The sequence below is a fragment of the Amycolatopsis sp. BJA-103 genome, assembly GCF_002849735.1.
Lineage (GTDB): Bacteria > Actinomycetota > Actinomycetes > Mycobacteriales > Pseudonocardiaceae > Amycolatopsis.
Map to the genome: position 1 here is coordinate 8,133,246 of NZ_CP017780.1, position 24,478 is coordinate 8,157,723.

Sequence of the window (24,478 nt, forward strand, 5' to 3'; positions counted from 1 at the left end):
GAAAGGGCGATGCAACCTCGTGCAACTCTTTCTTTCCCGGCCCCGGCGTCGTTTCCTAGTAGGACTTGGCGCGGCAGCGGAGGACATGTGGGCGAAGCGGTTGCGGGGATCGTGGCGAACCCCGCTTCGGAGCGTGACATCCAGAGCCTGCGTTCGGCACTCCGCGTGGCGGGGGTCGGACGGGTGATGGTGTGGACGGAGGCCGGGAAGATCATCGGCACCGTCCGGCGGATGGTGGACGCGGGAGCGAGCGTGCTCATCTGCCTGGGTGACGACGGCATGATGCGGGCCGCCGCGGCCGCCTGCGGTGACGTCCCGCTGCTCATGCTGCCGTCGGGGAGCACCGACGCCCTTCCCGAGCCCACCGTCGCCGGGCTCGCCGCCGGGCTGCTGGCCACCCATCAGGTGGACGCGGACCTGGTCACGAACCGCGCGACCATCCTCGAGGTCGTCACCAAGGCCCGCCGGGAGATCGCGCTGAACGACGTCAGCGTGTGTTCCGAGAGCCGATGGGACCCCGCGTCGCTGACCGAGCTGTACTGCACGTTCGCCGTACCGGACGGAATCGGCCTGTCGAGCATCCCCGGCAGGCTGTGCCCCAGCCCGAAGTCCACTGTGGACGGTGTCGCGGTCTCGCTCGGGCCGGTCGACGAGACGCCCTACGTGGTGCAGGCGCCGATCGCGCCCGGCGAGGTCCGGGCGGTGGGCGTCCGGGGCTGGAGTGTGCTGGACGCCGGGGTGCGTGTCGACCTCGCCGCCGCCGGCGGCTCCATCGCGCTGGACGGGCAACCGCACTTCGTGCTCAAGCCGGGAGAGAGCGCTTTCGTCGAGTTGAAGCCCGACGGCCCGTGGTGCGTCGACGTCCGCGCCGTGATGGCCGAGGCCACCAGGACCGGCCTGCTGCTCGGGCGGAAGCCGCAGGGGGCTTTCCCCGCGTCCCACCTGGTGGATGCGCCCTTCACCGCCTAAACCCGCCCAGGTCACAGAGACCTTCCGAACGCCGGGATCCCCGGGCACACTGGCCGAAACGGACCAGAGGAGTGGGCCAGGTGCAGCTGGAGGCGGCGTTGCCGGTCGGCGCGGATCCGCGGCGGCACGCGCGCGCTCTCGCCAAGGTGCACGAAGCCGCCCTCGCGGGTAACGCGCTCCCCGGTCACCCGCGCGCGGTCATCGGAGCGTCCTGGCAGCGCATGCGCCGTCTCGGCCTGGACCCCGACCGCGGCGCGCCGGTACCCGTGCTCGGCCCGGAGCAGTTGGAGGCTCGTCGTCGCGGGAGCGGCCTCGCCGCCGTCCTGCCCGTGCTGCGGGGCGGCCTGATCAGCCTCGCCGAGCAGGCCGCGCACATCATGGCCGTCGTCGACGCCGACGGCCGCGTCCTCTGGCGCGACGGCAGCACCGCCGTCCGCCGCCGGGCCGACGACCTCGGGTTCGTCGAAGGGGTCGACTGGCACGAGAACTCGGCCGGTACCAACGCCATCGGCACGGCGCTGGTCACGCGGCATCCGGTCCAGGTCTACTCCGCCGAGCACTACGTCCGTAACCAGCACGACTGGACCTGCGCCGCCGCGCCGCTGCACGATCCGAGGGACGGCAGGCTGCTCGGCGTCGTCGACCTCTCCGGCCCGGCTTCGACCGTGCACCCGACGACCCTCGCCCTGGTCGACGCGGTCGCGAAGCTCGCCGAAGCGCATCTGCGCACCGCCCACCTCTCGGAGCTCGAGCGGCTGCGAGGGCTCGCTTCGCCTCTGCTCACCAAAGTGAAGGGCCGGGCGGTGATCGCCGATCCGCACGGCTGGATCGCGGCGTCGGCCGGTTTCGTCCCGGTCGGCAGGATCGCCTTGCCGGACGACGCGGCCCCGGGCCGGAACCGGCTGCCCACCTACGGGAACTGCCTGCTGGAGCCGCTGCCCGGAGGCTGGCTCGTCCGGCTCAACGAGGAGGAGGACACGCCGCCGACCCGCGTCGTGCTCGATCTGAAGTCGTCACGGGAGAGCACGCTGCGCGCCTCGGGCCCGGCAGGGACTTGGACGCACCGGCTGAGCCCGCGGCACGCGGAGATGCTGTACGTCCTCGCCCTGCATCGGGAGGGAAGGTCGGCCTCGGAACTGTCGCTCGACCTGTTCGGGGTCCCCGGCCGCACCGTCACCGTCCGCGCGGAGATGTCCAGGATGCGGCGTCATTTCGGCGGGATCCTGCTCGGCAGGCCGTACCGGTTCGCCGACGACGTCGAGGTCGTCGTCGAACGGCCTGCCGACGGCGCCGACGTCCTCCCGTACTCCGTCGCTCCCGCCGTCCGCGGCTGAACCTCCACCCCCGGCTCCACCCGGCGACGGTGCCGCTCCACCCGTCGGCGTGCCTAACGTCCGTGTCATGGGAAAAATGAACGTGAAAGGCCTGTTGGGGCTGGTAGTGACAGGTGTCGTCGTCCTGCTCGGGTTCCTGGCCTACCGGCTGATCCTGGTGGAGATGATCACGCGGCTGAGCGATCACTGAGGGGAGAAATGGGGAAACGGGAAAGGCCGCTCCTGCCCGACACGATCGCGCCGAGCTGGCTGGTCGTCCAGCTGCTCGGCACGGCCGCGGTCGTGGTGGTGCTGCTGACCGCGCGCGAGTCCAGTGCCTGGATCTGGACGGCGTACGGCGTTTGCGGGGCCTGCTGGCTGGGCTTCGTGGCGGCCTCCCCGCGGTTCCCCCGGGTGGCGACCGTCCTGCTCGCGGTGTCGAGCGTCGCGCCGTCGATCGCGCTCGGCTGGGCGGAGGACTCCTCCGCCATCGTGCTCGCGGTGGTCACGGTCAGCCGGTTCGCCACCCTGACCGAGCCGTCGGTGGCCGCCATCTTGGGGGTGGTGGGGCTCGACGCGAGCCTCGCGGCGGTCACCGGCCTGGTCGCGGGCGCGTCCGCGCCGCTGGTGTTCGGCAACGTCGGGGTGCTGCTCGTGCTGATGCTGCTGGGGCTGAACCGGCGGCAGTACGAGGTGCAGGCGGCGCAGGCGGCCGCGCTGCTGGAGCAGACCAAGCTGGCGCAGAGCGAACACGCGCGGGCCGCCGCGCTCGACGAGCGCACCCGGATCGCCAGGGAGATCCACGACGTCCTCGCGCATTCGCTGGGGGCGCTGGGGATCCACCTGGAGGTCGCCGAGGCGCTGCTGGCCGAGAAGTCCGATGTGGACGGTGCGCTCGGCAGAGTGCGGCTGTCACGGCGGCTGGCCGCGGACGGGCTCGCCGAGGCACGCGACGCCGTCGCCGCCCTGCGCAGCGACGTCCCGTCGCTTGCCGAAGCCTTGCGGCTGCTGGCGGACGCGCATCACGACGGGTGTCCTTCGAGGCAACGGGCGATGAGCGGCCACTGCCGTCCGCCGCGGTGGTCTCGCTGGTCGGGGTCGCGCGGGAGGCGTTGACCAACGCGGCCAAGCACGCCCCTGGGCGGCCGGTGTCGCTCCTGCTGCGCTTCACCCCATCGGAGGTCCGCTTGCGCGTGTGGAACGGCCTCGGCGACACCGTCCGCTCGGAGGACACCGGCGGGTTCGGCCTCACCGGGATGGGGGAGCGGCTCGCGCTCGCCGGTGGCACGCTGACCGCGGGCCCGGACGGCGGGCGCTGGACGGTGGAGGCGGTGGTGAGGACGTGATCCGGGTGGTCGTCGTCGATGACCAGCAGGTCATGCGCGAAGGGCTCGTCGCGTTGCTCGGGCTGATCGACGGCGTCGAGGTCGCGGGCTCCGCGGGCGACGGGCGGCAGGCGCTCGATCTGCTCGGCACCACCGCGGCCGACGTCGTGCTGATGGATCTGCGGATGCCCGTCCTGGACGGGGTGGCCGCGACCCGCTTGCTCAAACGAGATCACCCGGACGTCGCGGTCGTGGTCCTGACGACGTACGCGGACGACGCTTCGATCGCCGACGCGGTGCGCGCCGGGGCACGCGGCTACCTGACCAAGGACGCGGGCCGCGCCGAGATCGGGGCGGCCGTCCGCTCCGCCGCCAACGGGCAGGCCGTCTTCGCCGCCGAAGTCTCCGACAGGCTCGCCGCCGCGCTCGACGCGAGAACGGTCACCCGGGCCAAGACCGAACTCCCGGACGGGCTCACCACGCGCGAGGCGGAAGTGCTCGGCCTCATCGCGCGCGGGTTGTCGAATCCGGAAATCGCCGCCGAGTTGTTCATCGGCGACGCCACCGTGAAAAGCCATATCAACCACGCTTTCGCGAAGATCGGTGTGCGCAATCGTGCGGAGGCCGTGCGCTACGGCCTGGAAAAAGGCCTCTGACGCTGCCGGGAGATCACGTGCCGATGACACACGCCGGTGTCACTGGCTGCGCTGATCCCGACTCGGATACCTTCTTTGCGGGTAGAGCCAATGGGGAGGAACGGCGATGACGAGCACTGTGACCCGGCCGGGGCCGCCGGGGGGTCCTGCCGCACCCGTGCCGCCCCCGGCGCCCGGAGGCCGAGGCGGGATCGCCGGAGTGCTCGAACTGCCGGGGAACGGGATCCGCGCGATCGTCCGGTCCGCGGCGACCACTCCGGGCAGACTGTCGGTGATCGCGATCGGGCTCGTCCTGCTGTCGCTGGTCGCGGGCCTGTTCGGCACGCTGGCCGCGCAGGACAAGAAGGACACGATCAACGGCCTGATCGACCACCGCGAACCCCTCGCCGCCGCCGCGCAACAGGTCTACCGCGCGCTTTCGGACGCCGACGCGACAGCGGCGAGTTCGTTCCTCTCGATCGGCACCGAGCCGCTCCCGATGCGCCAGCGATACGAACGCGACGTCGCGGAGGCGGGCGCGGCGCTCGCGAAGGCGGCGTCGGACTCTTCCGGCGTCGACGACGCGGCCGAACAGATCAACATCCTCGGCCGCGAGATCCCTGTCTACACAGGACTGATCGAGACCGCGCGCACCTACAACCGGCAGGGATATCCCGTCGGTGCCTCGTATCTGCGTGAAGCCTCCGAGCTGATGCGGACGAAAATCCTTCCCGCCGCACAGGATCTGTACCGCATCGACACCGACAGGCTCACCGCCGAACAGGACGACGCGACCGGATTCCCTTGGCTGGCAACGGCTTTGCTGCTCGCCCTGCTCGCGGCGCTGATCGTCACGCAGGTGCACCTGACGCGGAAGACCAACCGGCTGCTGAACGTCGGGCTCGTCGTCGCGTCCGCTTCGGTGGTGGTCGCCCTGCTGTGGGGCGCGGTGGCGCTGATCGTGCAGAGCAGCCTCGTCGGCGGCGGCGAGGAGGACGGCTCACACCAGGTGGACGTCCTCGTGCGCGCCCGGATCGCGGCGCTGCAGGCACGAGCCGACGAAACACTGACCCTCGTCGCGCGCGGCGACGGTGCGGCGTACGAACAGGACTTCCGTAACCTCGCCGGGCAACTCGGCGGGACGGACGGCCAAGGCGGTCTGCTGGGCGAGGCCAAGGGCCTCGCGGCGGGCGGCGCGGCCGCGGGGAAGGTGGACGAGGCGATCCAAGCGGCGTCGGCGTGGTTCAAGGCGCACGGTGAGGTGCGGCGCCTCGACGACGACGGCTTCTACCAGGACGCCGTCGACACGGCGATCCGTGACGACAAGAAGGACGGCGCGGCGGGGGCGTTCCTGCGCCTCGACGAGAACCTGGTGTCCGCGATCAACGTGGGACGACAGGAATTCCTCGACGACACCCGCGGCGCCGAGCGCGCGCTGACCCTGCTCGCGCCGGGGATCGCGGTACTGGCGCTGATCGCGGCGGCGGGGTCCGCGTTGGGAATCCGTGAACGGCTGAGGGAGTACCGGTGATGCGGAACGGTCTGCGGGCGGCCGTGCTCGGCGCCGTCTTGGTGCTGGCGACGGCTTGTGGCAGCGCGGGGGCACCGGTCGACCCGGCCCCGGTCGGCGAGGTCGCGCCGCCGTTGCCCGCGAACGTCGGCGGTGCCGACAACGCCGGCGGCGGCGGGACGGCCGACACGAGCTGCAACCCGCTCGCGAGTCTGCGGCCGACCAACGGCACGTCGATCACCAGCGGATCGACGATGGCGAAGATCAAGGAGAACGGCAAACTGATCGCCGGCGTCGACCAGACGACGTTCCTGTTCGGTTTCCGCAATCCGACGTCGGGCCAGCTCGAAGGTTTCGACATCGACATGGTCAACGAAGTCGCGAAGGCGATCTTCGGCAGCGCGGAAGGCCGGGTGCAGTTCCGGGCGATCCCGTCGAAACTGCGGGAAGAGGTACTCCAGAAGAAGCAGGTCGACATCGTGGTGCGGACTTACAGCATCACCTGCAGCCGACTTCAGAAGGTCGGCTTCTCGACGGCGTACTACAAGGCGGGGCAACGGATCCTGGTCGAAGCGGGCTCGAAGGTCGCCCAGCTCTCGGACCTCGCCGGACGCCGGGTCTGCGCGACCAAGACGTCGACCTCGCTGCTGAAGATCGCGGCGGATCCCTCGAAGCCGGTGCCGGTCTCCGTGGACAACTGGTCGGACTGCCTGGTGATGCTGCAGCAGAAGCAGGTCGAGGCCGTTTCGACGGACGACGTCATCCTCGCCGGGATGCTCGCGCAGGACCCGACGCTGAAGATCGTGGGGGACCGGTTCACCGAGGAGAACTACGGCATCGGTGTCCCGAAGGAGAACGAGGACATGGTGCGGTACGTGAACGCCGTGCTGGAGAACGTGCGCGGTGGCGCGTGGCAGACGAGCTACGCGAAGTGGATCGGCAACAAACTCGACGGCGGGACGCCGCCCTCGGCGCAGTACAAGTGAGAACGGGCCGTTCGGGATCGCTCCCGAACGGCCCGCTTCGTCTCAGGGGGACTTCTCGCCGATCACCGGCGGCACCGGCTTCATGTCGCCGTCGTAGCCGCCGAACAAGACGTCGGCGTCCTCTTCCTGCAGGTAGTCCGGGGCCTTCTTTTCCTTGTCCTCTTCCTTCTGCCCCTTGCCGCCGGGAGCACCGGCGCCCATCGGCCCCTGGCCGCCGCTCTTGCCCGACGCGGCCGCGCCACCCCGCGTCACCCGCTCCTCGGGGAGCTTGCCCGCCCCGGACCCGCCGCCCTTGCCCGCCAGCTTCTCGGCCTCGCCGGCCGACACCTTGCCGCCCGCGAGCCGCTCGGCGACGTTGCCCGACCCGCCGTTGCGCCCGAAGCCGCCACCGCTACCGCCACCGGTCAACCGGCTCGCCGCGCTGCCGCCAGGCCCGCCCGTCGTCCGGCCCGGCTTGCCGCGGTACTGCTCGCTGCCCAGCCGTCCGAGACCGCTGGGACCAGGACCGTTCATGGCCGCCAACCCCGGCGTCGGCCCTGGCCGGAACGACCCGGGCGGCCCGCTGAGCGACTGCCCCGGCCCCGGAACCCCGGTGTGCCCGCCGCCCGTCGTGATCCCCGGCCCCGGCCCCGACGTCGGTCCTGGTCCGCCCGAGTAACCCGGACCGGGTCCCCCGGGTCCGGGGCCTTGTCCTGGCCCTCCGCTGAAGCCCTTGACCTCGGTGCCCCCGGAAAACCCGGACGCCGTCGTCGAATCGCCCATTTCCGGCGGCGGGGCGAAGGTGGGCTGCTTGGAATTGACGTCGAAGAGCGACTGGTCGTAGGTGTGCATCACTTGCGCGGCCTGCTGATGCGCCTGGAACGACTGCTCCTGCTTGGCCGAGATGTTGCCGACCGTCTCCACCGCGCCCGCGAAGTTCCCGGTCGAGAGCTGCTGCATCGCGTTCTTGTACTCGGTGTTGCGATCGAAGGGGACCTCTTCGGGCATGGAGTTCTTCGCGGTGGTGGCCGCGGCGGCCGACTGGGAGAAGCGGTTGGACGCGAGGTACGCGCCGTCGCCCGCGGTGTCGGCCCACTTGCCCAGGTTCTTGAAGAACCCGTGCGCGGCCTCCGCGGAGGGCCCCTGCCAGTGAGCGCCCTCCTTGTTGGCGGCGGAGGAGAGGGCGCTGCTGAAGGTGTTCAGTGCGTTGCCCTGGTTGTTCCAGATCTCGCCCTTTTGATCGATCTTCTCGGCGGAGAGATTGTCGGTCACCATGCCGATCAGGTCGCCGTGCGAGTTGCCCTCGTACCGCTGACCCGACGGCCCGAGCCCGGCCCGGAACTCCTGTCCCTGGGTGAGAGCCGCGGCCTGCTCGCCCGAATACTGGCCGGCCTTCTGCTCCGCCGTCAGCCGCGCGGTGAGGTCGTTGCCACCGGGACCCCGGTTGGTCTCGTCGTAGGTCTCCGCGTAGCGCTTGCCCTCGTACGTGCGGTGGGCCTTGCCGTCGGCGCTCAGCACTGACTCGAAGTTGTCCTGACCGGTGTTCTCCGCCATGGTCCCCTCCCCGATCCGTTCAGTTCCCTCTGGGCAGCTTGGGCGCGAGCTGCTCGGCAATGGACCGCGCATCCGCACAGGCTTCTTCGTTGGACCCGCTTGCGAGCGTCATGCTCACGGTCGCTCGTGCGCTTGCCCCGACTGCCATTCCAATGAAGCAGCTGCTGCTGCCGCCGGCGCCCGCGATGATGACCGAATCCTTGCCGGCGATACTCGCCGTGCTTCTGGTGCCGCCGAGATCTTCAAGCTTGTCGATCCCAGCGTTGACGAGATACATGCTCGCGGTTCCCACCCCGGACTTCCGGGCCTGGCATCCATTGTCGCTTTCGAATTTCACTTCTTTGGGAGCCTCGAAGCCCTGGGATTCGGTGACTGGTTGGAAGAGATCGCACGCCTTGAGGTCGCCGAAGGCGCCCTGGGGTGAATTGGACGCTGTTGTGCCAGGTGACTGCGAGTTGGGCGGCGCCGGCTGCGGCGTCCCGCCATTGCTGTTGTTGCAGCCTGCCAGGAAAATACCGACGACTATGCCCGCTGCGGCGGTGATCGTTAGGCGGATATTGCGCATGGTGTCTGACTCAGTTCCGTTCCAGCGAATTCAAGGTGCTAGCGTTTTCGGAATCTTGGCTTCGGTACTTGCTTATCGCTGTCTTGATCGCCTCTTCGGCTCGCTCCACGATGGCCTTCAGAGCCTCCAGCTGAGTTTTCGCCGATTGATCGTCGCCGTCTGCGACCAGGACAGCGTGTCGTCCGATTTCTGCTGCGTAAGGGCTGGTTCCCAGCTCGGGCTGCTGGGCGAGGTGAGTGAAGTCCTGTTTGTTGTTCGCCCAATCCTCCAAGTACGCGCGCAGCGCCGTCTTGTACGCCTCGCCCATCTCCGGGCTGACCGCGAACCGCCCCTCGTTCGCCGCCTTCACCATCGCGTCGGCCTGCGCCGAGAAATCGCCCAGCATCTGCGAGAAGTTGCCCGGCGGTCCGCCGGTGCCGTCAGTCATGGTCTCTCCCCTGTACCAAGTCCCGGTTACTCGTAGCGCTCGTCAGGTCACGATATCAGCGGAAGAGGACCGAAAGGCCGCCTTCCGCCGAGGATCACGCGCTGCCGACGCGGGCGGCTTCGACCAGGTCGTGGATCCATCGTGCCAGGTGAGAGCCGCTCGTCGGGGTGAACGTGCGGCGGACTTCGCCGTCGGGGAAGCGGTCGGTGGTGAGCATGAAGCGGCCCTGGACGCTGTCGAACCACTGGACGCTCTTCTGCTGCGGTTTACCCCGATCGTCGCGCAGGGTGACGCCGATCGTGCCGAGCCTCGCGAGCGGGAATTCGAAGAACCGGCCTGCCGCGCCCAGCCGGAGATTGCCGGGGTCCTCGTCGAACGGGTCGTCCGGTCGTTTGGACGGGGGAAGGGTGCTGGAAGTCGTCACCCGTCCGGGGAACGGCTGCAGTGACGGCAAGTTGCCGAGCAGGGCGGCGGTGACCTGTTCGGGGTAAACCGTCTCGAAGAGGATGTCGAATCCGCGCTGCTGGCTCACGACGCCCAAACGACGGTCCCAGCAACCCCGATAGAGGTATTCGGCGTTCTGCTCGACTTCGTGCGCCTCCAGGGTGACGACGAAGTCCCCCGTGGCCCAGAGCCGGAGCGCCTGCTCGTAGTCGCGCAGGAGTTCGCGGCCGCCCGCGAAGCCTCGGTCGGCCAGGTCGGCCCAGACTTCCGCGCAGTGCCGCTCGCGTTCGGTGACGGTGGTACCGACGGTCGGGATTTCGAACGGCAGCACGAATCTGCCGAGCCCGAGTTCTTCGAGTACGACGTCGAGCTGGGCCATCGACATCGAAAATGACGCAGGCACTCGGCCTCCCCCTCATCACCTGCTGAATCGGTTCTCTCTCGCACCGTAGCGGGTTCGACCCGGCGCGGACACGACCTGCCTGGTCACCCCTAGACTGAGTCCGACGTGGTCGCGGGGATTTCGGGAGGTACCTGTGTCGGAAGAGCCGCGCCGTCCTCGGCACGCAGCGCCGGACGACACCAAGCCGGACCAAGAGGCCGAGTCCGCGTCCTGGACGCCGCCGGCACCGGTCCGCTGGGAGACGCCTGAACCGTCGATTTCCGGCAGGCTCGATTCCTCCGAGCCGCCGAAGCGGAAAGCCGCGCCTGAGACGGACGCCGAGCGCACGATCTTCCACGCGCCGGTCCAGCAGCGTCCGCAGACCCCGCCGCGCGGCCAGCAGCGGCCGATCCCCGGCGCCGAGGACCCGACGCGCCCGCCGGGGGAGATGGCCCCGGTGAGCCCGCAGACCCAGGTCGTCCGACCCGCGTGGCAGGCGCCCGCGGACGCGCCGCAGCCGACCAGCGTGCTCTCGTCGCCCACCCCGGAGACGCAGAGCATCATGCCGCCGGCGCCGCGCGTCGACCCCGGCCCCGGGCAGCTGCCGGACCCGGGCACGGAAAGCGTCCTCCCCGAACGGTCCAGCGAAAGCCACGGAACCGGGACCGGCACGGGGACCGGATCGGGCAGCCGGGGGACCGGCACCGGCACGGGGTCGTTCCCCGGCACCGCACGCCGGACGTCGTCGCGCACGTCTCGCCGCGGCCGTCTGGGCGCGGGACTCGTCGACGTCCCGCAGGTGCCGTACCGCGACCCGGCATCCGCCGTCCTCGACAACCCGATGGTGTCGGAGGAGAAGCGCTTCTGCGGCAACTGCAGCGCCAAGGTCGGCCGAGGCAAGGACGGCCGGCCCGGTTCGCCCGAGGGCAACTGCGAGAAGTGCGGGAACCCGTTCTCCTTCGTCCCGAAGCTGCGCCCGAACGAGATCGTCGGCGGCCAGTACGAGGTGCTCGGCGCGCTCGCGTACGGCGGGCTCGGCTGGATTTACCTCGCGCAGGACCACAACGTCAGCGACCGCTGGGTGGTGCTCAAGGGCCTGATCGACACCGGTGACGCCACCGCGATGGCCGCCGCCGCCAACGAGCAGCGGTTCCTCGCCGAGGTCGAGCACCCGAACATCGTCAAGATCCACAACTTCGTGCAGCATCCGGACGGCGACACCGGCAACTCGGTCGGCTACATCGTCATGGAGTACGTCGGAGGCCAGTCGCTGCGCCAGCTCGCCCTCGCGCACCACCGCGAGACGAAGCGCCCGGAGCCGCTGCCGATCGGCCAGGTGATCGCCTACGGGCTCGAGATCCTGCCCGCCATGGGCTACCTGCACAGCCAGAACCTGCTGTACTGCGACCTCAAGCCCGACAACGTGATCCAGACGCACGAACAGCTCAAGCTGATCGACCTCGGCGCGGTCCGCCGCATCGACGACTACGAGAGCCCGCTGTTCTTCACCACCGGCTACAGCGCTCCCGAACTGGCGACCCACGGCGCTTCGGTGGCATCGGATCTGTACACGGTCGGCCGCACGCTCGCCGTCCTCAGCTTCGAATTCTCCGGGTACACCAGCAAGTACAAGGCGACCCTGCCCGGCCCGGACGTCGTCCCGCTGTTCGCGCTCTTCGGTTCGTACTACCGCTTCCTGAGGCGCGCGACGCACACCGACCCGGACCGCCGGTTCATCGCGGCCGAGGAGATGGGCGACCAGCTGACCGGCGTGCTCCGCGAGATCATGGCGCTGGGCACCGGGAAGCCGCGCCCCGGCGCGTCGACCGTCTTCGGCCCGGAGACCCGCACGTTCGGCGTCGACCTGGTCGTCCCCGAGCACGGCGGGAGCGTGCCGCTGCCGGATCCCGGCGAAGTGGTCTCGGGCCTGCCGATCCCGCAGGTCGACACGGACGACCCGGCGGCGGGCATGCTCGCGTCGACCGTCGCGCTCGATCCCGCGGGCGCGATCGACTCACTGGCCGGGGCGCCGCGCGAGTCGATCGAGGTCCGGTTGCGCATCGTCCGCGCCCGCATCGAGCTCGGTGAGCTGGTCGAGGCGCAGCGGCAGTTGCAGGCCGGGCAGTACCTCGCGATCAAGGCCGGGTTCCCGCACGACTGGCGGATCGACTGGTACCGCGGCCTGATCGAGCTCGCGGGCGGCCGCTCCCGCGTCGCGCACGTCGCGTTCGAGGCGGTGTACGACGACCTTCCCGGCGAGATCGCGCCGAAGCTGGCCTTGGCCGTCAGCGCGGAGGGCGTCGGGGACTACTTCGGCGCCGCGCGCTACTACGAGCTGGTGTGGCGAACGGACCGGTCGTACGTCAGCGCGGCCTTCGGGCTCGCTCGCGTTTATCTCGCGCAGGGCGCCCGCGCCAGCGCGATCGAGGTGCTGGAGGCCGTTCCGGCGTCGTCCACGCACTACGTCGCCGCGCAGGTGGCCGCGATCAAGATCAAGACCAGGATCAACGGCGGCGGCAAGGACCCGGTGCAGGTGTCCGAGCGGGATCTCGTCGACGCCTCGACGAGGCTCGAGCGTTTGCAGCTCGACGCCGAACGCCGCACGCGGTTGTCGGCGGAGGTTCTCGAGGCGGCGCACGGCTGGCTCAACTCGCAGAACCGGCCGACGCCGGGTGCGAAAGTGCTGGGCTGTGCCCTGGACGAGCGAGACCTGCGGTTCGGGCTCGAGCGCTGTTATCGGACCCTCGCCCGCCTGGCCGGGACCGTCGACCAGCGCGTCGAACTCGTCGACAAGGCCAACGCGATCCGCCCCAGGACGCTCACCTAGCCACGCTCAGGGGTTGATGTCCCACTCGCGTGCGCGTTCGGCCTTCTCGTGCGCGGCGGCGAGCTTTTGCAGCGCCTCGGGATCCCCGTGCTTGCTGAAGTGCTCGAACTCGACCCGCACGAACAACGCCCGCGCGCGCAGCGCGACCGGGCCGTCTTCGGCGTCGAGCCGTCCGTCGGCGCTCACGTAGATCTTCCGGCCGGCGATGCCGTCCAGTTTCGCGGCGATGTAAAGGGTCGAGCCGACCGGGACCGGCCGCAGGAAGTCCGTCTCCAGCTTCCCGGTGACGGCGGGACGACGCAGCAGGTTGCCGACGGTCGCGCCGAGCGCCTCGTCGAAGGCGCAAGCCAGCAGGCCGCCATGGGCGAGGCCGGGCGCACCCTGGTGGGCGGAGGTGACGGTGAACTTGGAGTACACCGTCGTTCCTTCGCCCACCGTCGAATGCAGGTGGAGCCCGGCCTCGATCTCGTCGCCGCACCCGAAACACTCACCGAAGTGGATGCCCAGGTGGCTGCCCGGCTGAGGGGCTTCCGGGTGGACGGTCGCCGGTTCGACTTCGACCGGCGGCCACGGCTGAGAGATACGGCTCATGGAGAGACGTTAACTCGCCGGTAGCTCCGAGGCACCGCCGGGACTGACCGATTCCGGCTTCCGGCGTCGCGCGATCCGCGAATTCACGATGCCGCGCAACGAGACTCCGGCGGTTTCCGGCAGCAGCAGGATCGGAATGGCCGCGATCGCCGCCGCGCCCATCAGGTAGTACGCGGGCCACAGGTTGTCGCCGGTCTTGTCCACCAGGCTGCCGATGACGTACGACGCCGTGCCACCGAAGGCGGCGGTGGAGACGCTGTACCCGATGGAGAAGCCGCCGTAGCGCTCCTGCGTCGGGAACATCGCCGGCAGCGTCGCCGCCAGCACCGCCAGGATCAGCACCAGCGGCACCGCGATCATCACCAGGCCGAGCATGAGCTGCCAGGCGTTCTGGTCGTCCGCGGCCGCGCCCATCAGCGAGAACGCCGGGATCGGCAGCACCAGGAAACTCGCGCAACTCGCGATCAGGATGGGTTTTCGCCCGATCCGGTCGGACAGTATGCCGACCGGCACGATCAGGATCAGCATCAGCGCGATGGTCGCCAGGATGATCAGCAACGGCGTATGCCCGCTGAACCCGACCACGTCCTTGAGATAGGTCTCCAGGTAGGTGATCACGATGTAGTCGGCGACGTTCAGCATCACCACGATGCCGATCAGGTGCAGGATCGACGTCCAGTGCTTCTTGAGCAGGGCCTTCAGCGGCGACTTCTCGACCTGCTGCTTCTTCTCGATCTCCTGGAACAGCGGAGTGTCCTCCAGCTTGTTCCGCAGGTAGAGACCCACGATGCCGAGTGGTCCGGCGATCAGGAACGGCAGGCGCCAGCCCCATTCGCGCATGGCGTCGTCGCCGAGGACCACGGTGAAGATCGTGACGAAGCCGGCACCCATCGCGAACCCGACGAGCGTGCCGAACTCCAGCCAGCTGCCCCAGAAACCCCGGCGCCGGGCGGGGGCGTATTCGGCGATGAACGTCGCCGCCCCGCCGTACTCACCACCCGCCGAGAAGCCCTGGATCATGCGCAACAGGATCAGCGCGACCGCCGCGGCGGGTCCGATCGTGGCGTAGGACGGCAGCAGGCCGATGACGAACGTCGAGCCCGACATCAGGATGATCGTCAGCGCGAGGACCTTCTGGCGCCCGATCTTGTCCCCCAGCGGACCGAACACGAAGCTGCCGAAGGGCCGCACGATGAAGGTGATCGCCAGCACCGCGAAGGTCGCCAGCGCGCCTTCGGAAGTGCTGGAAGCGTTGAAGAAAACTTGCCCCAGGATGGCGGGCATGAAGCCGAAAACACCGAAGTCGTACCATTCGATGCAGTTACCCATCGCCGCTCCGGCGACGGCCTTTCTGATCTGCTCAGGTGGGGCCTCCGCGGGTTCCCCTTTTTCCTGATGTGACGCGCTCAGCGCCTCTTCGGCCATGGGTTTGACCTCCCGACCCACCCGTTTACTTACCCATCGACGAGGGTTTGTTCCCTCGACCGTAGGTGTTCAAACGTCCGGGCTCAGCGATTCGGGCCGATCGCGGGGGCGCCGTTCCCCCAAACCGGTGACGAACCACCAGGTGAAGCCGATATCAGGGAATTTCCGACTACTTTGGGTAATCGATCGGGAATCCGGACTTTCCGGGCGGGAACTCAGCGAGTCGTACCGGCCGTCGGAGGCCCGCTCGGCTCCTTCGTCGCGCTGGTCGTGGTGGGCACACGAGGCGGCGGCGCCGTCGTCCGGCCCGGCTGCGGGGGCTTGGGTGTCGAGCGTGCCTGGCTGGGCTTCGAGGCACCAGGCTGCTGAGTGGTGACTTCCGGCCCGGGGGCCGCCTCGGAAGGCTCCGTCGAGACCGGGGCCGGGGCCGGGGAGATGGTCGACAGGCCCGGCCCGGCGGGCTGGACCGGCGCGGACCCCTCGCCGCCACGACCGCCGACGGCGATCGCGCCGAGCACGATCACCGCGACCGTCGCCACCGAACTCCCCGCGACGGCCAGCCGCTTGCGTCGTCGCCGGATCCGGCCACCCTGCTCGATGATGTCCGCCGCCCGGATGCCCAGCGGGGGACCGCTCACCCCGTGCGAAAGCACGCCTTTGATGTCCTCGTCCATCTCCTCACCTCCCATCGTCGTGCGCTCCGCTCAAGGCCAGTTCGCTGAAATGCGGTCCGAGCCGCTTGCGCAGGGTCGCCAGACCCCGCGCGCCCTGACTCTTCACGTTCCCGGTGCTGCAGCCCAGCGCCGCGGCCGTCTCCTCGACGCTGAGATCTTCGAAGTAGCGCAGCACCAGTACCGCCCGCTGCTTCGGGGCGACACCGGACAGGGCATGCCTGACCAGCATCTCCTGTTCCGTACCGCCCGTTTCGCTCGGGACTTCGGGAAGGGCGTCGGTGAGCTTCTCCCGTTTGCGCCAGACGCGCCGATGCTCGGAGAGGAACGTCCGCAGCACGATCTTGCGCGCGTAGCCGTCGAGCGCGTCGTGCCGGGAGAGCTTCGGCCAAGCCAGATACAGCTTCAGCAGCGCGGCCTGGGTGATGTCCTCGGCCTGGTGCCAGTCCCCGCACAGGAGGTACGCGGTGGCACGCAGGCTGTGCGCGCGCTCGCCGAAGTACCGGGCGAACTCGCCGTCCCACGGCGAGCCCGTCCCGGTCTTCGACGAGCGGCTCAACGACACCTAGTTACCGGCTCCTTCGACGACGGCGGGGAGGTTCAGGTCCCCGGTCGGCCCGGCCGGGACGGCCTTGGGCACGCGGTGCTCGCCCGGAGCGGCGACGGACGGGGTCTTCTGGGCGGGCCGCGGGGCGGTGGTGACCCGGGGCGGCTCGCCCGGCTTCGTGGTGGTGGGAGCCGGGGCAGGGGCCTCGGTCGGCGCCTGGGTGACCGTGGGCGACGGGGCGCTCTGGTCGGCCGACGCCAGCGACGTGGTCGCGAAGGCGGCGCCGCCCGCGAGCAGCAGCGCGCCGAGGGAAAGAGCGATACGAGTGCGCAAGGGTGTCTCCTCGATCCGGGCGCCGCTCATTGGCCGCGGCGCCTTACGTCGTTAGACATGCGTCCTGGTCGCCTTCGGGTTGCATCGAGTTTTGAAAGTCTCACAACGTCGTCTCCCCAAGGGCGCTCCGCGCCCGACGGAGACTTCAGCGCGCGGCAGATAACACGAACGGCCGGAGACCACGGAGGTCTCCGGCCGCCCGGTTTCGTGGAAGTACTTCAGCTCCCGAGAGCGGACAGCTTCGTCCACTCGTCCCAGGAGTAGGTCCAGTCGCTGTAGTCACGCGCCCGGTTGATCTTGACCGTGCTGCCCTCGATCTCGACGGGGTCCCCGACGAGCGCGCCCGCCATGTACTCCTTGGCGTTCACCGGAGCGAGGTTCACGCAGCCGTGCGAGATGTTCTTCTTGCCCTGGGCCCAGATCGAGGGCCCGTAGCCGTGGATGAACTCGCCGTTGGTCGAGAACCGCACCGCGGACGGCACGACGATGTTCTCGTAGTTGTAGCGCTCGTTGGTCATCGAGTACGTGTCGTGCTTGGACATCACCACGTGCGTGCCACTCGGGGTGACCCGGCCCTGATCGGCGTCGAGGCCGTAGCTGGCCGCGTAGTCCGCGATCTGCTGACCGTCACGGATCACCAGGAGCCGGTGGGTCTGGGTGTTGCCCTTGACGACCTGCGAACGCCCGATCGTGAAGCTCGCCGACCGGTCTTCCTTGCCGTACACGCCATCGCCGATCTTGACGCCGTAGATCTTGGCGTTGAACTTCACCGTGGTGCCGGGCTGCCAGTAGGCCTTCGGCCGCCAGTGCGCCGAGGTGTCGTCGTGGACCCAGGCCCAGGAGCCCTCGGTCTTCGGCGTGGTCTCGACCGACAGCGCCTTCTCGACCGAGGCCTTGTCGGTGACCTTGCTCGGGAAGGTCAGCGTGATCGGCATCGCGATGCCGTAGGTCTGCCCGTCGAAGACGTTGATGTTCGCGCCCACCTGCTTGCGCGGTTTGACCGTGGTGAAGGCCCCGCCGACCTCGGCGGGCTTGCCGTCGGTGCCGGTGGCCTTGCCGGACCACGTGTAGGCCTTGCCGTAGCCGAGCTGTTCGGTGGTGGACCAGCTCTTCTTGTCTTCGGACGGCTGGCCCGCGACCTGCTTGCCCTCCGGATTGGTCAGGACGACCTGGTCGAGCGTGCCGTCGGCGACGCTGACCCTGATCGGCTGGCCGGGCGCGACGTCCTGCGCGCCCGCGGCCGGCTCGTACGTCAGCTTGGCGGGCGCGGCGGCCTTCCCGCCGGTCTCGCTGCTGATCGGGCCGCCGCCGTCCGGCCCGCTGGCCGACACGGTCGGCTCGCTGCTGCACGCCCCCAGCGTCAGAACCGCCACCAGCCCCAGTGCCGCGATCGCCGAGCGGCGGCGTGCGGTTTCAGTGAACCTCAAAGCTTCCCCTTTGCTCCCCTGTACACCGACCATGACGTCCGGACCGCCCCTGAAGTTGATCCCACCGGGAGTGATGCGAGTCACAATCGGGTGGATCATAGTTCACGATCGGGGCATGGCCGACTTCGGTCCGTGTCCGGCGATGAGCTGAGGTCGGCGTGCGGCGACAGGGTAGCGAGAGGGTCCGACAGAAGCCGGAGCGGTATACGACGTTCCGGTGACCTTGGTACTTGGGGGTGCCCAGAGTCCGATCACGGGCTTCAAATATGGCCAGATCCCGGTACTCTGCCATCAGGCCGTCGTTTTGCGTGTTCGTGGCTTCACACTCGCGGAACTTCTGACGCGAGCCATGAGCCGGTGACGCGCTCTTCGCTCGACTCGTTGGAACCGCCCGGGACGGTCTGGGTGTCGCTTCGGAGGCACTCGAAGCGGATGTGCAACGAGGAGTACAGCGGTGGCGCAAGGCACTGTGAAGTGGTTCAACGCGGAGAAGGGCTTCGGCTTCATCGCGCAGGATGGCGGCGAGGGCGACGTCTTCGTTCACTACTCGGAAATCGAGGGGCGCGGTTTCCGCACTCTCGAGGAGAATCAGCGAGTGGAGTTCGAAGTCGGTCAGGGTCAGAAGGGCCCGCAGGCCCAAAAGGTCCGCGCGATCTGAGTCCGCCCATTCGGCGTTGCTCAGACTGATCAGAAAGGCCCCCGGCGTTCTCGCCGGGGGCCTTTTCTATGGCTTTGAAAGCTTCTTCGGGTGTGCTGTTCCGTTCCGCGGTCGACGGGTCAGCGGGGGACGGGCTGCTCCCACGCGTTGGCGTCGAAGCGGAACTCGTCCGTGTGGGCTTCCTCGTGGCGGCGCTGCTGGGCCGAGTTGGCCTGTGACTCCCACGAGAGGCGCTCGAGGATCCACTCCTGCGCCAGCGCCTGCGGCGACAGGTTGCGTTCCTGGGCGGCGTCTTTGAGCTGCTCCATCGCGATGAGGTTCATCCGCAGCTGGAACACCTGCGCTTCACCGAAGCGCTTGCCGGTGCCGGTGCTTTCCGGGTCGTTGTCGGGGGCGAGGGCACGAAGGTAGCTGGTGAGCTCCGTGTCTTCGACGACCGCTTCGGCCTCCTTGGTGGAGGAGTTGCGGTGACGACCGGGGTTGACCGGCTTCAGGTTCGTGCGGCTGCCGCTACGACGGCTCAAGGAAGGAAGGGGCACCGGGCCACGATAACGGTTCGGTCTCGGCAAACCAACCACAGTGAGCCACGACACACCCATTAATTTGTCTCGAATGGCCCAACCCCCCAAAAGGCCAACGCCACCAGTGATCACTAAACGCAATCAGTGGCCTGAACGAGAACCATTCACGACACTTGAGATGGGGTACTCAACCGGACCGAGTCCGGGCTGCCAACCGCCACAGAACGGACCCTGGGGGATTGGGGGGTGGCCCCCCAAAACACGGAGCGACCCCCGCGCCAGGGGGAGGAACGCGGGGGTCGGAGGGGATCTCCACAGGCGCTGACCGGGGGTGTGTCAGCAAATCGATTGTCGCACGGTTTGCTGAGAAGGGCGAGTGGGCGCGGGCAGAATTCCCGGTCGCGGCGCCACCTCTGGTTCGTCTGTGGTTCATGTGGCGCCGGTGTGCGCGTGATTGCTCTGCGTTGTGCGGAGCGTGGCGACAGGTTCACTCTCCGGGGGGCTGTGTGTCGCGGCCGGCTCTGGCTAGCCTCGCGGCCAAGCTGTTCGTTGGCCGTCTGGAGGAACCATGGGTGGGTCTGTGGAAGTGCGACAGTTCCTCCTTCGGTACGAAGGTGCCGATGGGGGAAGCTCGACGACGTTGGCCGGTGGTCTGCCGGCGCAGCGCACGGGTCAGGGGGACACCCAGCGGGTGTCCGACGACCAGGTGCGGCGTGCCCGGCTGGCGGTGGCCAACGGGGCGCTGGGCGTCGATGACTGTGTCCAGTTGCTGGACATGCTGGGGTTGACGCTGGACCAGGACGGGCAGGCGCCCGTCCAGCGCTGAGTTCGTCCGCAAGGCCCGGTCGCGCGGTGGTGTTCGCCGCGGGGCCGGGCTTTCGTTTGCGCTCGACGAGGGGTCCGCCAGTTATGTAACACTGTTATTATTCAACTGGCGGGAAGGCGTGAGCGGTATGGGTGACGAGGCGGCGCGGGAAATCCGGGACGTGGTGCAGGTGTTGGGCGGGAAGTTCATGACCTCCCCGGAGCTCGCCGAGGTCGAAGCCGAGGTGGGCCTACCGCCGCGGACGCTCTATCTGCGAGGGCGTTCGGCGGTGCTGGGCGACCCGCCGCCGAAGGTCGTCGCGGAGCTGTTCGGGATCTTCCCGCGGTGGCTCTTCGAGTTCGCCTTGCCGCCCGCGATGGCGGCTCTCGACGCGGCTTCCGCGGTCCGCGCCTACTCGCGGTCATCGGCGAAGTGGGCGCACGTCAGCCTTTCGGACGCCGACGGCCCCGGCCGTACGGCGGATCTGCTCTTTCGTCTCGTGGACGCGGCGGACGCGAGCGGTCTCGCGTTGTTCGCCGGATGGCAACTCGCCGAACGTCCGGAAGACACCGTCGAGCGCCTGGCGTTCGCGCTCATGGTCTTCCGCGAATTCCGCGGCGGCGTCCATTTCGCCGCCCTTCGCGCGGTTGGCCTGACGGTGCCCGAGGCCGTCGTCGCGGACCCGGAAGGCGGACGTGGTCGTCTCCTGCGCACCGCGTGGCCCGAGGAGGCCGCGGACGCGCTGATCGCCGCGGCCGAGGCCAAGGGCGATCTGCGGCAGCGGTGGCGGCACGCAGAGGACCTGACCGACCAGCGCGTGACCGAACTCCTCGCCGTCACCCTCACGGATGACGAGCGAGACGAGCTCCGGCGACGTCTCGGCGCCCTGCGGGACACCTCGGCCCTGATATCCTGAAGTCACCGCGTTCTCGCAGGTCCCAGCCCTGTGAACAACTAGAGGACCCCCTGTGCGGGAGCTGAAACGAGCGTGTCCTATAGTTATGTTCGCTCCCGGGGACACCGGAGAGCGCGGGTCGGATCGGTTCGCCGAAACCGGACCGGGCTCCCATCGTCCAGCGGCCTAGGACTCCGCCCTTTCAAGGCGGCAACGCGGGTTCGAATCCCGTTGGGAGTACGCAGTACAGTTACAAAGCAGTATGCAAGGCCCTGTGGCGCAGTTGGTTAGCGCGTCGCCCTGTCACGGCGAAGGTCGCGGGTTCGAGTCCCGTCAGGGTCGCAAGATCGTTCGGCTACTTGCCGGCGTTCCCGGCCAGGTAGCTCAGTTGGTACGAGCGTCCGCCTGAAAAGCGGAAGGTCGCCGGTTCGACCCCGGCCCTGGCCACCGCTCGCAGAACCGCCTCGATGCACATCGAGGCGGTTTTTTCATGCCCGAGCCCGGATCACCTCGCCCACATCCACAGCTGACACACAGCCCATCAACAGGTCATTGCCAACCAGCGGCAGCAGGGTCGCCGCATGACGCGAGTTCGCCCCTCCAAGGCCTGGGTGATCAACGGTGCCCTGATCGTGCTGCTGGCCGGAGCAGGTTTCGGGATATATCAGGCATTCAGCCCCGAACAGAACACGGCGGAGGCCCAGACCCGCAGCACGCCGGTCCGCCGGGCCACGGTCACCGAGACCGTCTCCGCCGCCGGGACGCTCGCCAGCGGCTACACCGGCACCGCGAACTTCGCGACGGCGGGCAAGGTCGCGTCGATCGACGTGAAGGTCGGCGACGTCGTGTCGGTGGGCCAGAAGCTCGCGACCATCGAGAGCGCTCAGGCCGCGAAGGAGCTTCAGGTCGCGAAGGCGAACCTCTCGGTCGCCCGGGACAACCTTGACACCGCCGAGACGGCGGAGAACACCCCTAGCGCCGGCCAGAACGCCCAAAGCACTCAGAACAGTGTCGCTTCGGCACAGGCCAAGGTGGACCAGGCCGAGCTCGACGTCCAGAACGCGCAGACAGCGCTCGACAACACCACCCTGCACGCGCCCGGCGCGGGGACGGTCACCGCGATCAGCGGCACCGTCGGGCAGCAGTCCTCCAGCGGCTCTTCGGCAAGCTCGCAACCGTCCACCCAGGGCGGGAATTCCAGCGCCACGACGTCGTCCGCTTCCAGCGGCACCGGGTTCATCACCATCACGAACATGACCGACCTGGTCGTCGACACCTCGATCGCCGAGATCGACGTCAGCAAGGTCAAGGCGGGCCAGAAGGCGTCGGTGACGCTGAATTCGTCGCCGGACAAGCCGGTCCAGGCGACCGTCTCCAGCGTCGACCTGACGCCGACGACCAGCGGCAGTGTCGTCTCCTACCGCGCGAAGCTGGCGCTGGCCGATCCGCCGGAAGGACTGCGGCCCGGCCAGTCGGCGAGCGTCGTGGTCACCGTCGCGGAGGCGCAGAACGCGCTGAGCGTGCCCGCCGCCGCGGTGCGGGGGAACGTCGTCACCGTGCAGGAGAACGGCCAGAACGTCCAGCGCCGGGTGCAGGTCGGTCTCCGCGGCGAATCGACGGTGCAGATCACCTCGGGGCTGACCGAGGGGGAGAACGTCGTGCTGACCGCGACGGCCGCCACGGGCACCGCCGGTACCGGGCGGACGGGCGGCACCGGGGGCTTCCCCGGCGGCGGCCAGCGCGGCACCGGTGCCGGGGGCGGATTCGGCGGTCGGGGATGAACCCGGTGATCGCGGTTTCCGGGCTGCGCAAGACCTACGGGGAAGGGGAAACCGCCGTGCACGCGTTGCGCGGCGTCGACCTCGCTATCCTGCCGGGTGAGTACGTCGCGATCATGGGCGCGTCCGGTTCCGGCAAGTCGACGCTGCTGAACATGCTCGGCTGCCTGGACGTGCCGACCTCGGGGGAGTACCTGCTCGACGGTTTCGGTGTCGGCGAGCTCAACGAACGCCAGCTGGCATTGCTGCGCAATCGCAAGATCGGCTTCGTCTTCCAGTCGTTCAACCTGGTCCCGCGGACGTCCGCCGTGTCCAATGTGGAGCTTCCTATGGTCTACAGTGGACTCCGCCGATCGGTGCGACGCCGGCGCGCGCTCGCCGCGCTGGAGATGGTCGGCCTGTCCGATCGTGCCGAGCATCTGCCCGGCGAACTGTCCGGCGGGCAGATCCAGCGCGTCGCCGTGGCGCGGGCGCTGGTCACCGGACCCGCGATGCTGCTGGCCGACGAGCCCACCGGCAACCTCGACCGCCGCAGCACCGCGGACGTCCTCGGGGTGTTCGACCGCTTGAACCGGCTCGGCCGCACCATCGTGGTGATCACGCACGAGGACGAGGTCGCCGCGCACGCGCGCCGCGTGGTCCGCGTCGACGACGGGCTGATCGTCTCCGACGAGATGACCGGCGTCGTGGGGGCGGCGTCGTGAACTTCCTGGAGATCCTGCGTTTCGCGATCCGCGGTCTCACCGCGAACAAACTGCGGTCGGCGCTCACGACGCTCGGCATCACCATCGGCGTCGCGGCGGTGATCCTGCTCGTCGCGGTGGGAAACGGCGCCTCCGCCGCCATCGCGGCGAGTATCCAGGGACTCGGCACCAACGTCGTCAACGTCTCCCCGGCGCGCGGCGGTGGTCAGAGCGCGACGGCGCGCCCGTTGACGGTGCAGGACGCGCACGCGCTCGTCGATCCGATCGGCGCGCCGGACGTCGAGGCGGCGTCGCCCGTGGTCACCACGACGGCCACCGCGACCCGCGGGCAGACGTCGTACGACATCCCGAGCGTCGTGGGGACCGAACCCGCGTACTTCACCACGACCAACAAGGAGATCGCCGACGGCGCGCTGTTCACCGCCGAGGACGTCACGGCCGCGCGGAAGGTCGTCGTCCTCGGTGCCACGACGGCTCAGGCGATCTTCGGCACGGCCGAGCCGGTCGGCGGGAACGTGTTGCTCGACGGTATCCAGTTCACCGTCGCCGGAGTGCTGAAAGCCCAGGGGAGCACCGGCCCGCAGAACGCCGACGACACCGCCATCGCGCCGATCTCGGCGGTGCAGAACTCCTTGGCGGGCTACGGAAGCCTGAGCCAGATCGCCGTGCAGGCGACCGGCGCGGACTCCGTTTCCCTCGCCCAGGCCGAAATCACCGCGATCCTCGACGCGCGGCACGGGATCCGCGCGGGCGGCACCGCCGACTACCAGATCCAGAACTCCGAGCAACTGCTCGCGACCCGGACGTCGGCCACCGACACGTTCACCGTGCTGCTCGCCGCCGTCGCGGCGATCTCGCTGCTGGTCGGCGGGATCGGCGTCACCAACATCATGCTGGTGACCGTGACCGAACGGATCCGCGAGATCGGCATCCGCAAGGCGGTCGGGGCCCCGCGATCGGCCATCCTCGGCCAGTTCCTCGCCGAGGCGACCATGCTCAGCCTGTTCGGCGGCCTGCTCGGCGTCGCGATCGGACTGATCGGCAGCCGGTTCACCATTTCCGGGATCCAGCCGGTCGTGGTGCCGTCCTCGATCTTCCTCGCCTTCGCGGTCTCCGCCCTGATCGGGCTGTTCTTCGGGGTCTTCCCAGCGAACCGGGCCGCGAAGCTGCGGCCGATCGACGCCCTGCGTCACGAATAGGAGTTCCG

General features: G+C 69.2%; 26 protein-coding genes and 3 tRNA genes. 18 read left to right on the forward strand and 11 right to left on the reverse strand.

Annotated features, from left to right (window positions below; all coding sequences use genetic code 11):
• Positions 1-87 precede the first annotated feature (87 nt).
• The 8 genes from BKN51_RS36540 to BKN51_RS36565 all read left to right on the forward strand — a co-directional run bounded on the left by BKN51_RS36540 (position 88) and on the right by BKN51_RS36565 (position 6,738).
• Positions 88-969, forward strand: a complete 882-nt coding sequence (locus tag BKN51_RS36540) for an NAD(+)/NADH kinase (protein ID WP_101611926.1) — start codon at positions 88-90, stop codon at positions 967-969.
• A gap of 71 nt (positions 970-1,040) precedes the next feature.
• Positions 1,041-2,303, forward strand: coding sequence for a GAF domain-containing protein (locus BKN51_RS36545; protein WP_101611927.1), 1,263 nt, complete (start codon positions 1,041-1,043; stop codon positions 2,301-2,303).
• A 67-nt stretch (positions 2,304-2,370) separates the two neighbouring features.
• A complete protein-coding gene (locus BKN51_RS44740; RefSeq protein WP_255414870.1) occupies positions 2,371-2,493 on the forward strand; it encodes a hypothetical protein in 123 nt (40 codons plus the stop codon).
• An 8-nt stretch (positions 2,494-2,501) separates the two neighbouring features.
• Positions 2,502-3,398 carry a sensor histidine kinase gene (locus BKN51_RS36550; protein WP_233223073.1) on the forward strand — a complete coding sequence of 299 codons (897 nt, stop codon included), beginning with the start codon at positions 2,502-2,504 and terminating at the stop codon, positions 3,396-3,398.
• Complete coding sequence (locus BKN51_RS44555) at positions 3,362-3,628, forward strand: sensor histidine kinase (RefSeq protein ID WP_233223074.1); 267 nt, start codon at positions 3,362-3,364, stop codon at positions 3,626-3,628. Before BKN51_RS36550 ends, BKN51_RS44555 begins: the two co-directional genes overlap by 37 nt.
• Positions 3,625-4,263, forward strand: coding sequence for a response regulator (locus BKN51_RS36555; protein ID WP_101611928.1), 639 nt, complete (start codon positions 3,625-3,627; stop codon positions 4,261-4,263). Before BKN51_RS44555 ends, BKN51_RS36555 begins: the two co-directional genes overlap by 4 nt.
• Positions 4,264-4,369: 106 nt before the next feature.
• Positions 4,370-5,773 carry a hypothetical protein gene (locus BKN51_RS36560; RefSeq protein WP_101611929.1) on the forward strand — a complete coding sequence of 468 codons (1,404 nt, stop codon included), beginning with the start codon at positions 4,370-4,372 and terminating at the stop codon, positions 5,771-5,773.
• A complete protein-coding gene (locus BKN51_RS36565) occupies positions 5,773-6,738 on the forward strand; it encodes a glutamate ABC transporter substrate-binding protein (protein WP_101611930.1) in 966 nt (321 codons plus the stop codon). The genes BKN51_RS36560 and BKN51_RS36565 overlap by 1 nt, the downstream gene beginning before the upstream one ends.
• A gap of 42 nt (positions 6,739-6,780) precedes the next feature.
• Here the strand turns inward: BKN51_RS36565 and BKN51_RS36570 are convergent, their stop codons facing one another.
• The 4 genes from BKN51_RS36570 to BKN51_RS36585 form a co-directional block, all read right to left on the reverse strand.
• On the reverse strand, positions 6,781-8,271 hold the full coding sequence (locus tag BKN51_RS36570; RefSeq protein ID WP_101611931.1) for a PPE domain-containing protein: 1,491 nt from the start codon (positions 8,269-8,271) through the stop codon (positions 6,781-6,783).
• A 19-nt stretch (positions 8,272-8,290) separates the two neighbouring features.
• Positions 8,291-8,836, reverse strand: a complete 546-nt coding sequence (locus tag BKN51_RS36575; RefSeq protein ID WP_101611932.1) for a DUF3558 family protein — start codon at positions 8,834-8,836, stop codon at positions 8,291-8,293.
• A gap of 10 nt (positions 8,837-8,846) precedes the next feature.
• On the reverse strand, positions 8,847-9,263 hold the full coding sequence (locus BKN51_RS36580) for a hypothetical protein (protein WP_101611933.1): 417 nt from the start codon (positions 9,261-9,263) through the stop codon (positions 8,847-8,849).
• 94 nt (positions 9,264-9,357) lie between these two features.
• The gene (locus BKN51_RS36585) at positions 9,358-10,110 is read right to left on the reverse strand and encodes an ESX secretion-associated protein EspG (RefSeq protein WP_233223075.1); all 753 of its coding nucleotides are present in this window, start codon (positions 10,108-10,110) and stop codon (positions 9,358-9,360) included.
• 133 nt (positions 10,111-10,243) lie between these two features.
• Here BKN51_RS36585 and BKN51_RS36590 point away from each other — a divergent pair, with 133 nt between their 5' ends.
• Positions 10,244-12,916 (forward strand): serine/threonine-protein kinase, encoded by a 2,673-nt coding sequence (locus BKN51_RS36590; protein WP_101611935.1) that lies wholly within the window; start codon positions 10,244-10,246, stop codon positions 12,914-12,916.
• Between the two features lie 6 nt (positions 12,917-12,922).
• Here the strand turns inward: BKN51_RS36590 and BKN51_RS36595 are convergent, their stop codons facing one another.
• The 6 genes from BKN51_RS36595 to BKN51_RS36620 form a co-directional block, all read right to left on the reverse strand.
• Positions 12,923-13,507 carry a PaaI family thioesterase gene (locus tag BKN51_RS36595; RefSeq protein ID WP_101611936.1) on the reverse strand — a complete coding sequence of 195 codons (585 nt, stop codon included), beginning with the start codon at positions 13,505-13,507 and terminating at the stop codon, positions 12,923-12,925.
• Positions 13,508-13,516: 9 nt separating this feature from the next.
• Positions 13,517-14,932: an MFS transporter gene (locus tag BKN51_RS36600; RefSeq protein WP_101611937.1), complete on the reverse strand. Its 1,416-nt coding sequence runs from the start codon at positions 14,930-14,932 to the stop codon at positions 13,517-13,519.
• A gap of 215 nt (positions 14,933-15,147) precedes the next feature.
• The gene (locus BKN51_RS36605) at positions 15,148-15,606 is read right to left on the reverse strand and encodes a hypothetical protein (protein WP_233223076.1); all 459 of its coding nucleotides are present in this window, start codon (positions 15,604-15,606) and stop codon (positions 15,148-15,150) included.
• Between the two features lie 4 nt (positions 15,607-15,610).
• A complete protein-coding gene (locus tag BKN51_RS36610; RefSeq protein ID WP_101611939.1) occupies positions 15,611-16,168 on the reverse strand; it encodes a SigE family RNA polymerase sigma factor in 558 nt (185 codons plus the stop codon).
• A complete protein-coding gene (locus BKN51_RS36615) occupies positions 16,169-16,513 on the reverse strand; it encodes a hypothetical protein (RefSeq protein ID WP_101611940.1) in 345 nt (114 codons plus the stop codon).
• Between the two features lie 188 nt (positions 16,514-16,701).
• On the reverse strand, positions 16,702-17,943 hold the full coding sequence (locus BKN51_RS36620) for a L,D-transpeptidase (RefSeq protein WP_101613677.1): 1,242 nt from the start codon (positions 17,941-17,943) through the stop codon (positions 16,702-16,704).
• A 421-nt stretch (positions 17,944-18,364) separates the two neighbouring features.
• On the opposite strand from BKN51_RS36620, the gene BKN51_RS36625 reads away from it, so the two are divergent.
• Complete coding sequence (locus tag BKN51_RS36625) at positions 18,365-18,568, forward strand: cold-shock protein (protein ID WP_003097368.1); 204 nt, start codon at positions 18,365-18,367, stop codon at positions 18,566-18,568.
• Positions 18,569-18,687: 119 nt separating this feature from the next.
• Here BKN51_RS36625 and BKN51_RS36630 read toward each other — a convergent pair whose 3' ends face one another.
• The gene (locus BKN51_RS36630; RefSeq protein WP_101611941.1) at positions 18,688-19,107 is read right to left on the reverse strand and encodes a hypothetical protein; all 420 of its coding nucleotides are present in this window, start codon (positions 19,105-19,107) and stop codon (positions 18,688-18,690) included.
• Between the two features lie 550 nt (positions 19,108-19,657).
• On the opposite strand from BKN51_RS36630, the gene BKN51_RS36635 reads away from it, so the two are divergent.
• The 8 genes from BKN51_RS36635 to BKN51_RS36670 all read left to right on the forward strand — a co-directional run bounded on the left by BKN51_RS36635 (position 19,658) and on the right by BKN51_RS36670 (position 24,470).
• Positions 19,658-19,915: a hypothetical protein gene (locus BKN51_RS36635; RefSeq protein WP_101611942.1), complete on the forward strand. Its 258-nt coding sequence runs from the start codon at positions 19,658-19,660 to the stop codon at positions 19,913-19,915.
• 127 nt (positions 19,916-20,042) lie between these two features.
• Entirely contained in the window at positions 20,043-20,810 is a 768-nt protein-coding gene (locus BKN51_RS36640) for an SCO6745 family protein (RefSeq protein ID WP_101611943.1), read from the forward strand.
• A gap of 146 nt (positions 20,811-20,956) precedes the next feature.
• A tRNA-Glu gene (locus tag BKN51_RS36645) sits at positions 20,957-21,029 on the forward strand.
• 28 nt (positions 21,030-21,057) lie between these two features.
• Positions 21,058-21,131: transfer RNA gene (locus BKN51_RS36650), tRNA-Asp, on the forward strand.
• 31 nt (positions 21,132-21,162) lie between these two features.
• Positions 21,163-21,236 (forward strand) — tRNA-Phe (locus tag BKN51_RS36655).
• 134 nt (positions 21,237-21,370) lie between these two features.
• Positions 21,371-22,570, forward strand: a complete 1,200-nt coding sequence (locus BKN51_RS36660; RefSeq protein WP_101611944.1) for an efflux RND transporter periplasmic adaptor subunit — start codon at positions 21,371-21,373, stop codon at positions 22,568-22,570.
• Positions 22,567-23,271, forward strand: a complete 705-nt coding sequence (locus BKN51_RS36665; RefSeq protein ID WP_101611945.1) for an ABC transporter ATP-binding protein — start codon at positions 22,567-22,569, stop codon at positions 23,269-23,271. Before BKN51_RS36660 ends, BKN51_RS36665 begins: the two co-directional genes overlap by 4 nt.
• Positions 23,268-24,470 (forward strand): ABC transporter permease, encoded by a 1,203-nt coding sequence (locus BKN51_RS36670; RefSeq protein WP_101611946.1) that lies wholly within the window; start codon positions 23,268-23,270, stop codon positions 24,468-24,470. Before BKN51_RS36665 ends, BKN51_RS36670 begins: the two co-directional genes overlap by 4 nt.
• The last annotated feature ends 8 nt before the right edge of the window (positions 24,471-24,478 follow it).

Bases quoted from the DNA above. Each gene is read 5' to 3' on its own strand.
- BKN51_RS36635 (WP_101611942.1), top strand. From the start codon at position 19,658: ATGGGTGGGTCTGTGGAAGTGCGACAGTTCCTCCTTCGGTACGAAGGT.
- BKN51_RS36605 (WP_233223076.1), bottom strand. From the start codon at position 15,606: ATGGACGAGGACATCAAAGGCGTGCTTTCGCACGGGGTGAGCGGTCCC.
- BKN51_RS36600 (WP_101611937.1), bottom strand. From the start codon at position 14,932: ATGGCCGAAGAGGCGCTGAGCGCGTCACATCAGGAAAAAGGGGAACCC.
- BKN51_RS36570 (WP_101611931.1), bottom strand. From the start codon at position 8,271: ATGGCGGAGAACACCGGTCAGGACAACTTCGAGTCAGTGCTGAGCGCC.
- BKN51_RS36615 (WP_101611940.1), bottom strand. From the start codon at position 16,513: ATGAGCGGCGCCCGGATCGAGGAGACACCCTTGCGCACTCGTATCGCT.
- BKN51_RS36640 (WP_101611943.1), top strand. From the start codon at position 20,043: ATGGGTGACGAGGCGGCGCGGGAAATCCGGGACGTGGTGCAGGTGTTG.
- BKN51_RS36565 (WP_101611930.1), top strand. From the start codon at position 5,773: ATGCGGAACGGTCTGCGGGCGGCCGTGCTCGGCGCCGTCTTGGTGCTG.
- BKN51_RS36560 (WP_101611929.1), top strand. From the start codon at position 4,370: ATGACGAGCACTGTGACCCGGCCGGGGCCGCCGGGGGGTCCTGCCGCA.
- BKN51_RS36620 (WP_101613677.1), bottom strand. From the start codon at position 17,943: ATGGTCGGTGTACAGGGGAGCAAAGGGGAAGCTTTGAGGTTCACTGAA.
- BKN51_RS44740 (WP_255414870.1), top strand. From the start codon at position 2,371: ATGGGAAAAATGAACGTGAAAGGCCTGTTGGGGCTGGTAGTGACAGGT.
- BKN51_RS36595 (WP_101611936.1), bottom strand. From the start codon at position 13,507: ATGAGCCGTATCTCTCAGCCGTGGCCGCCGGTCGAAGTCGAACCGGCG.
- BKN51_RS36575 (WP_101611932.1), bottom strand. From the start codon at position 8,836: ATGCGCAATATCCGCCTAACGATCACCGCCGCAGCGGGCATAGTCGTC.
- BKN51_RS36665 (WP_101611945.1), top strand. From the start codon at position 22,567: ATGAACCCGGTGATCGCGGTTTCCGGGCTGCGCAAGACCTACGGGGAA.
- BKN51_RS36660 (WP_101611944.1), top strand. From the start codon at position 21,371: ATGACGCGAGTTCGCCCCTCCAAGGCCTGGGTGATCAACGGTGCCCTG.
- BKN51_RS36580 (WP_101611933.1), bottom strand. From the start codon at position 9,263: ATGACTGACGGCACCGGCGGACCGCCGGGCAACTTCTCGCAGATGCTG.
- BKN51_RS36550 (WP_233223073.1), top strand. From the start codon at position 2,502: ATGGGGAAACGGGAAAGGCCGCTCCTGCCCGACACGATCGCGCCGAGC.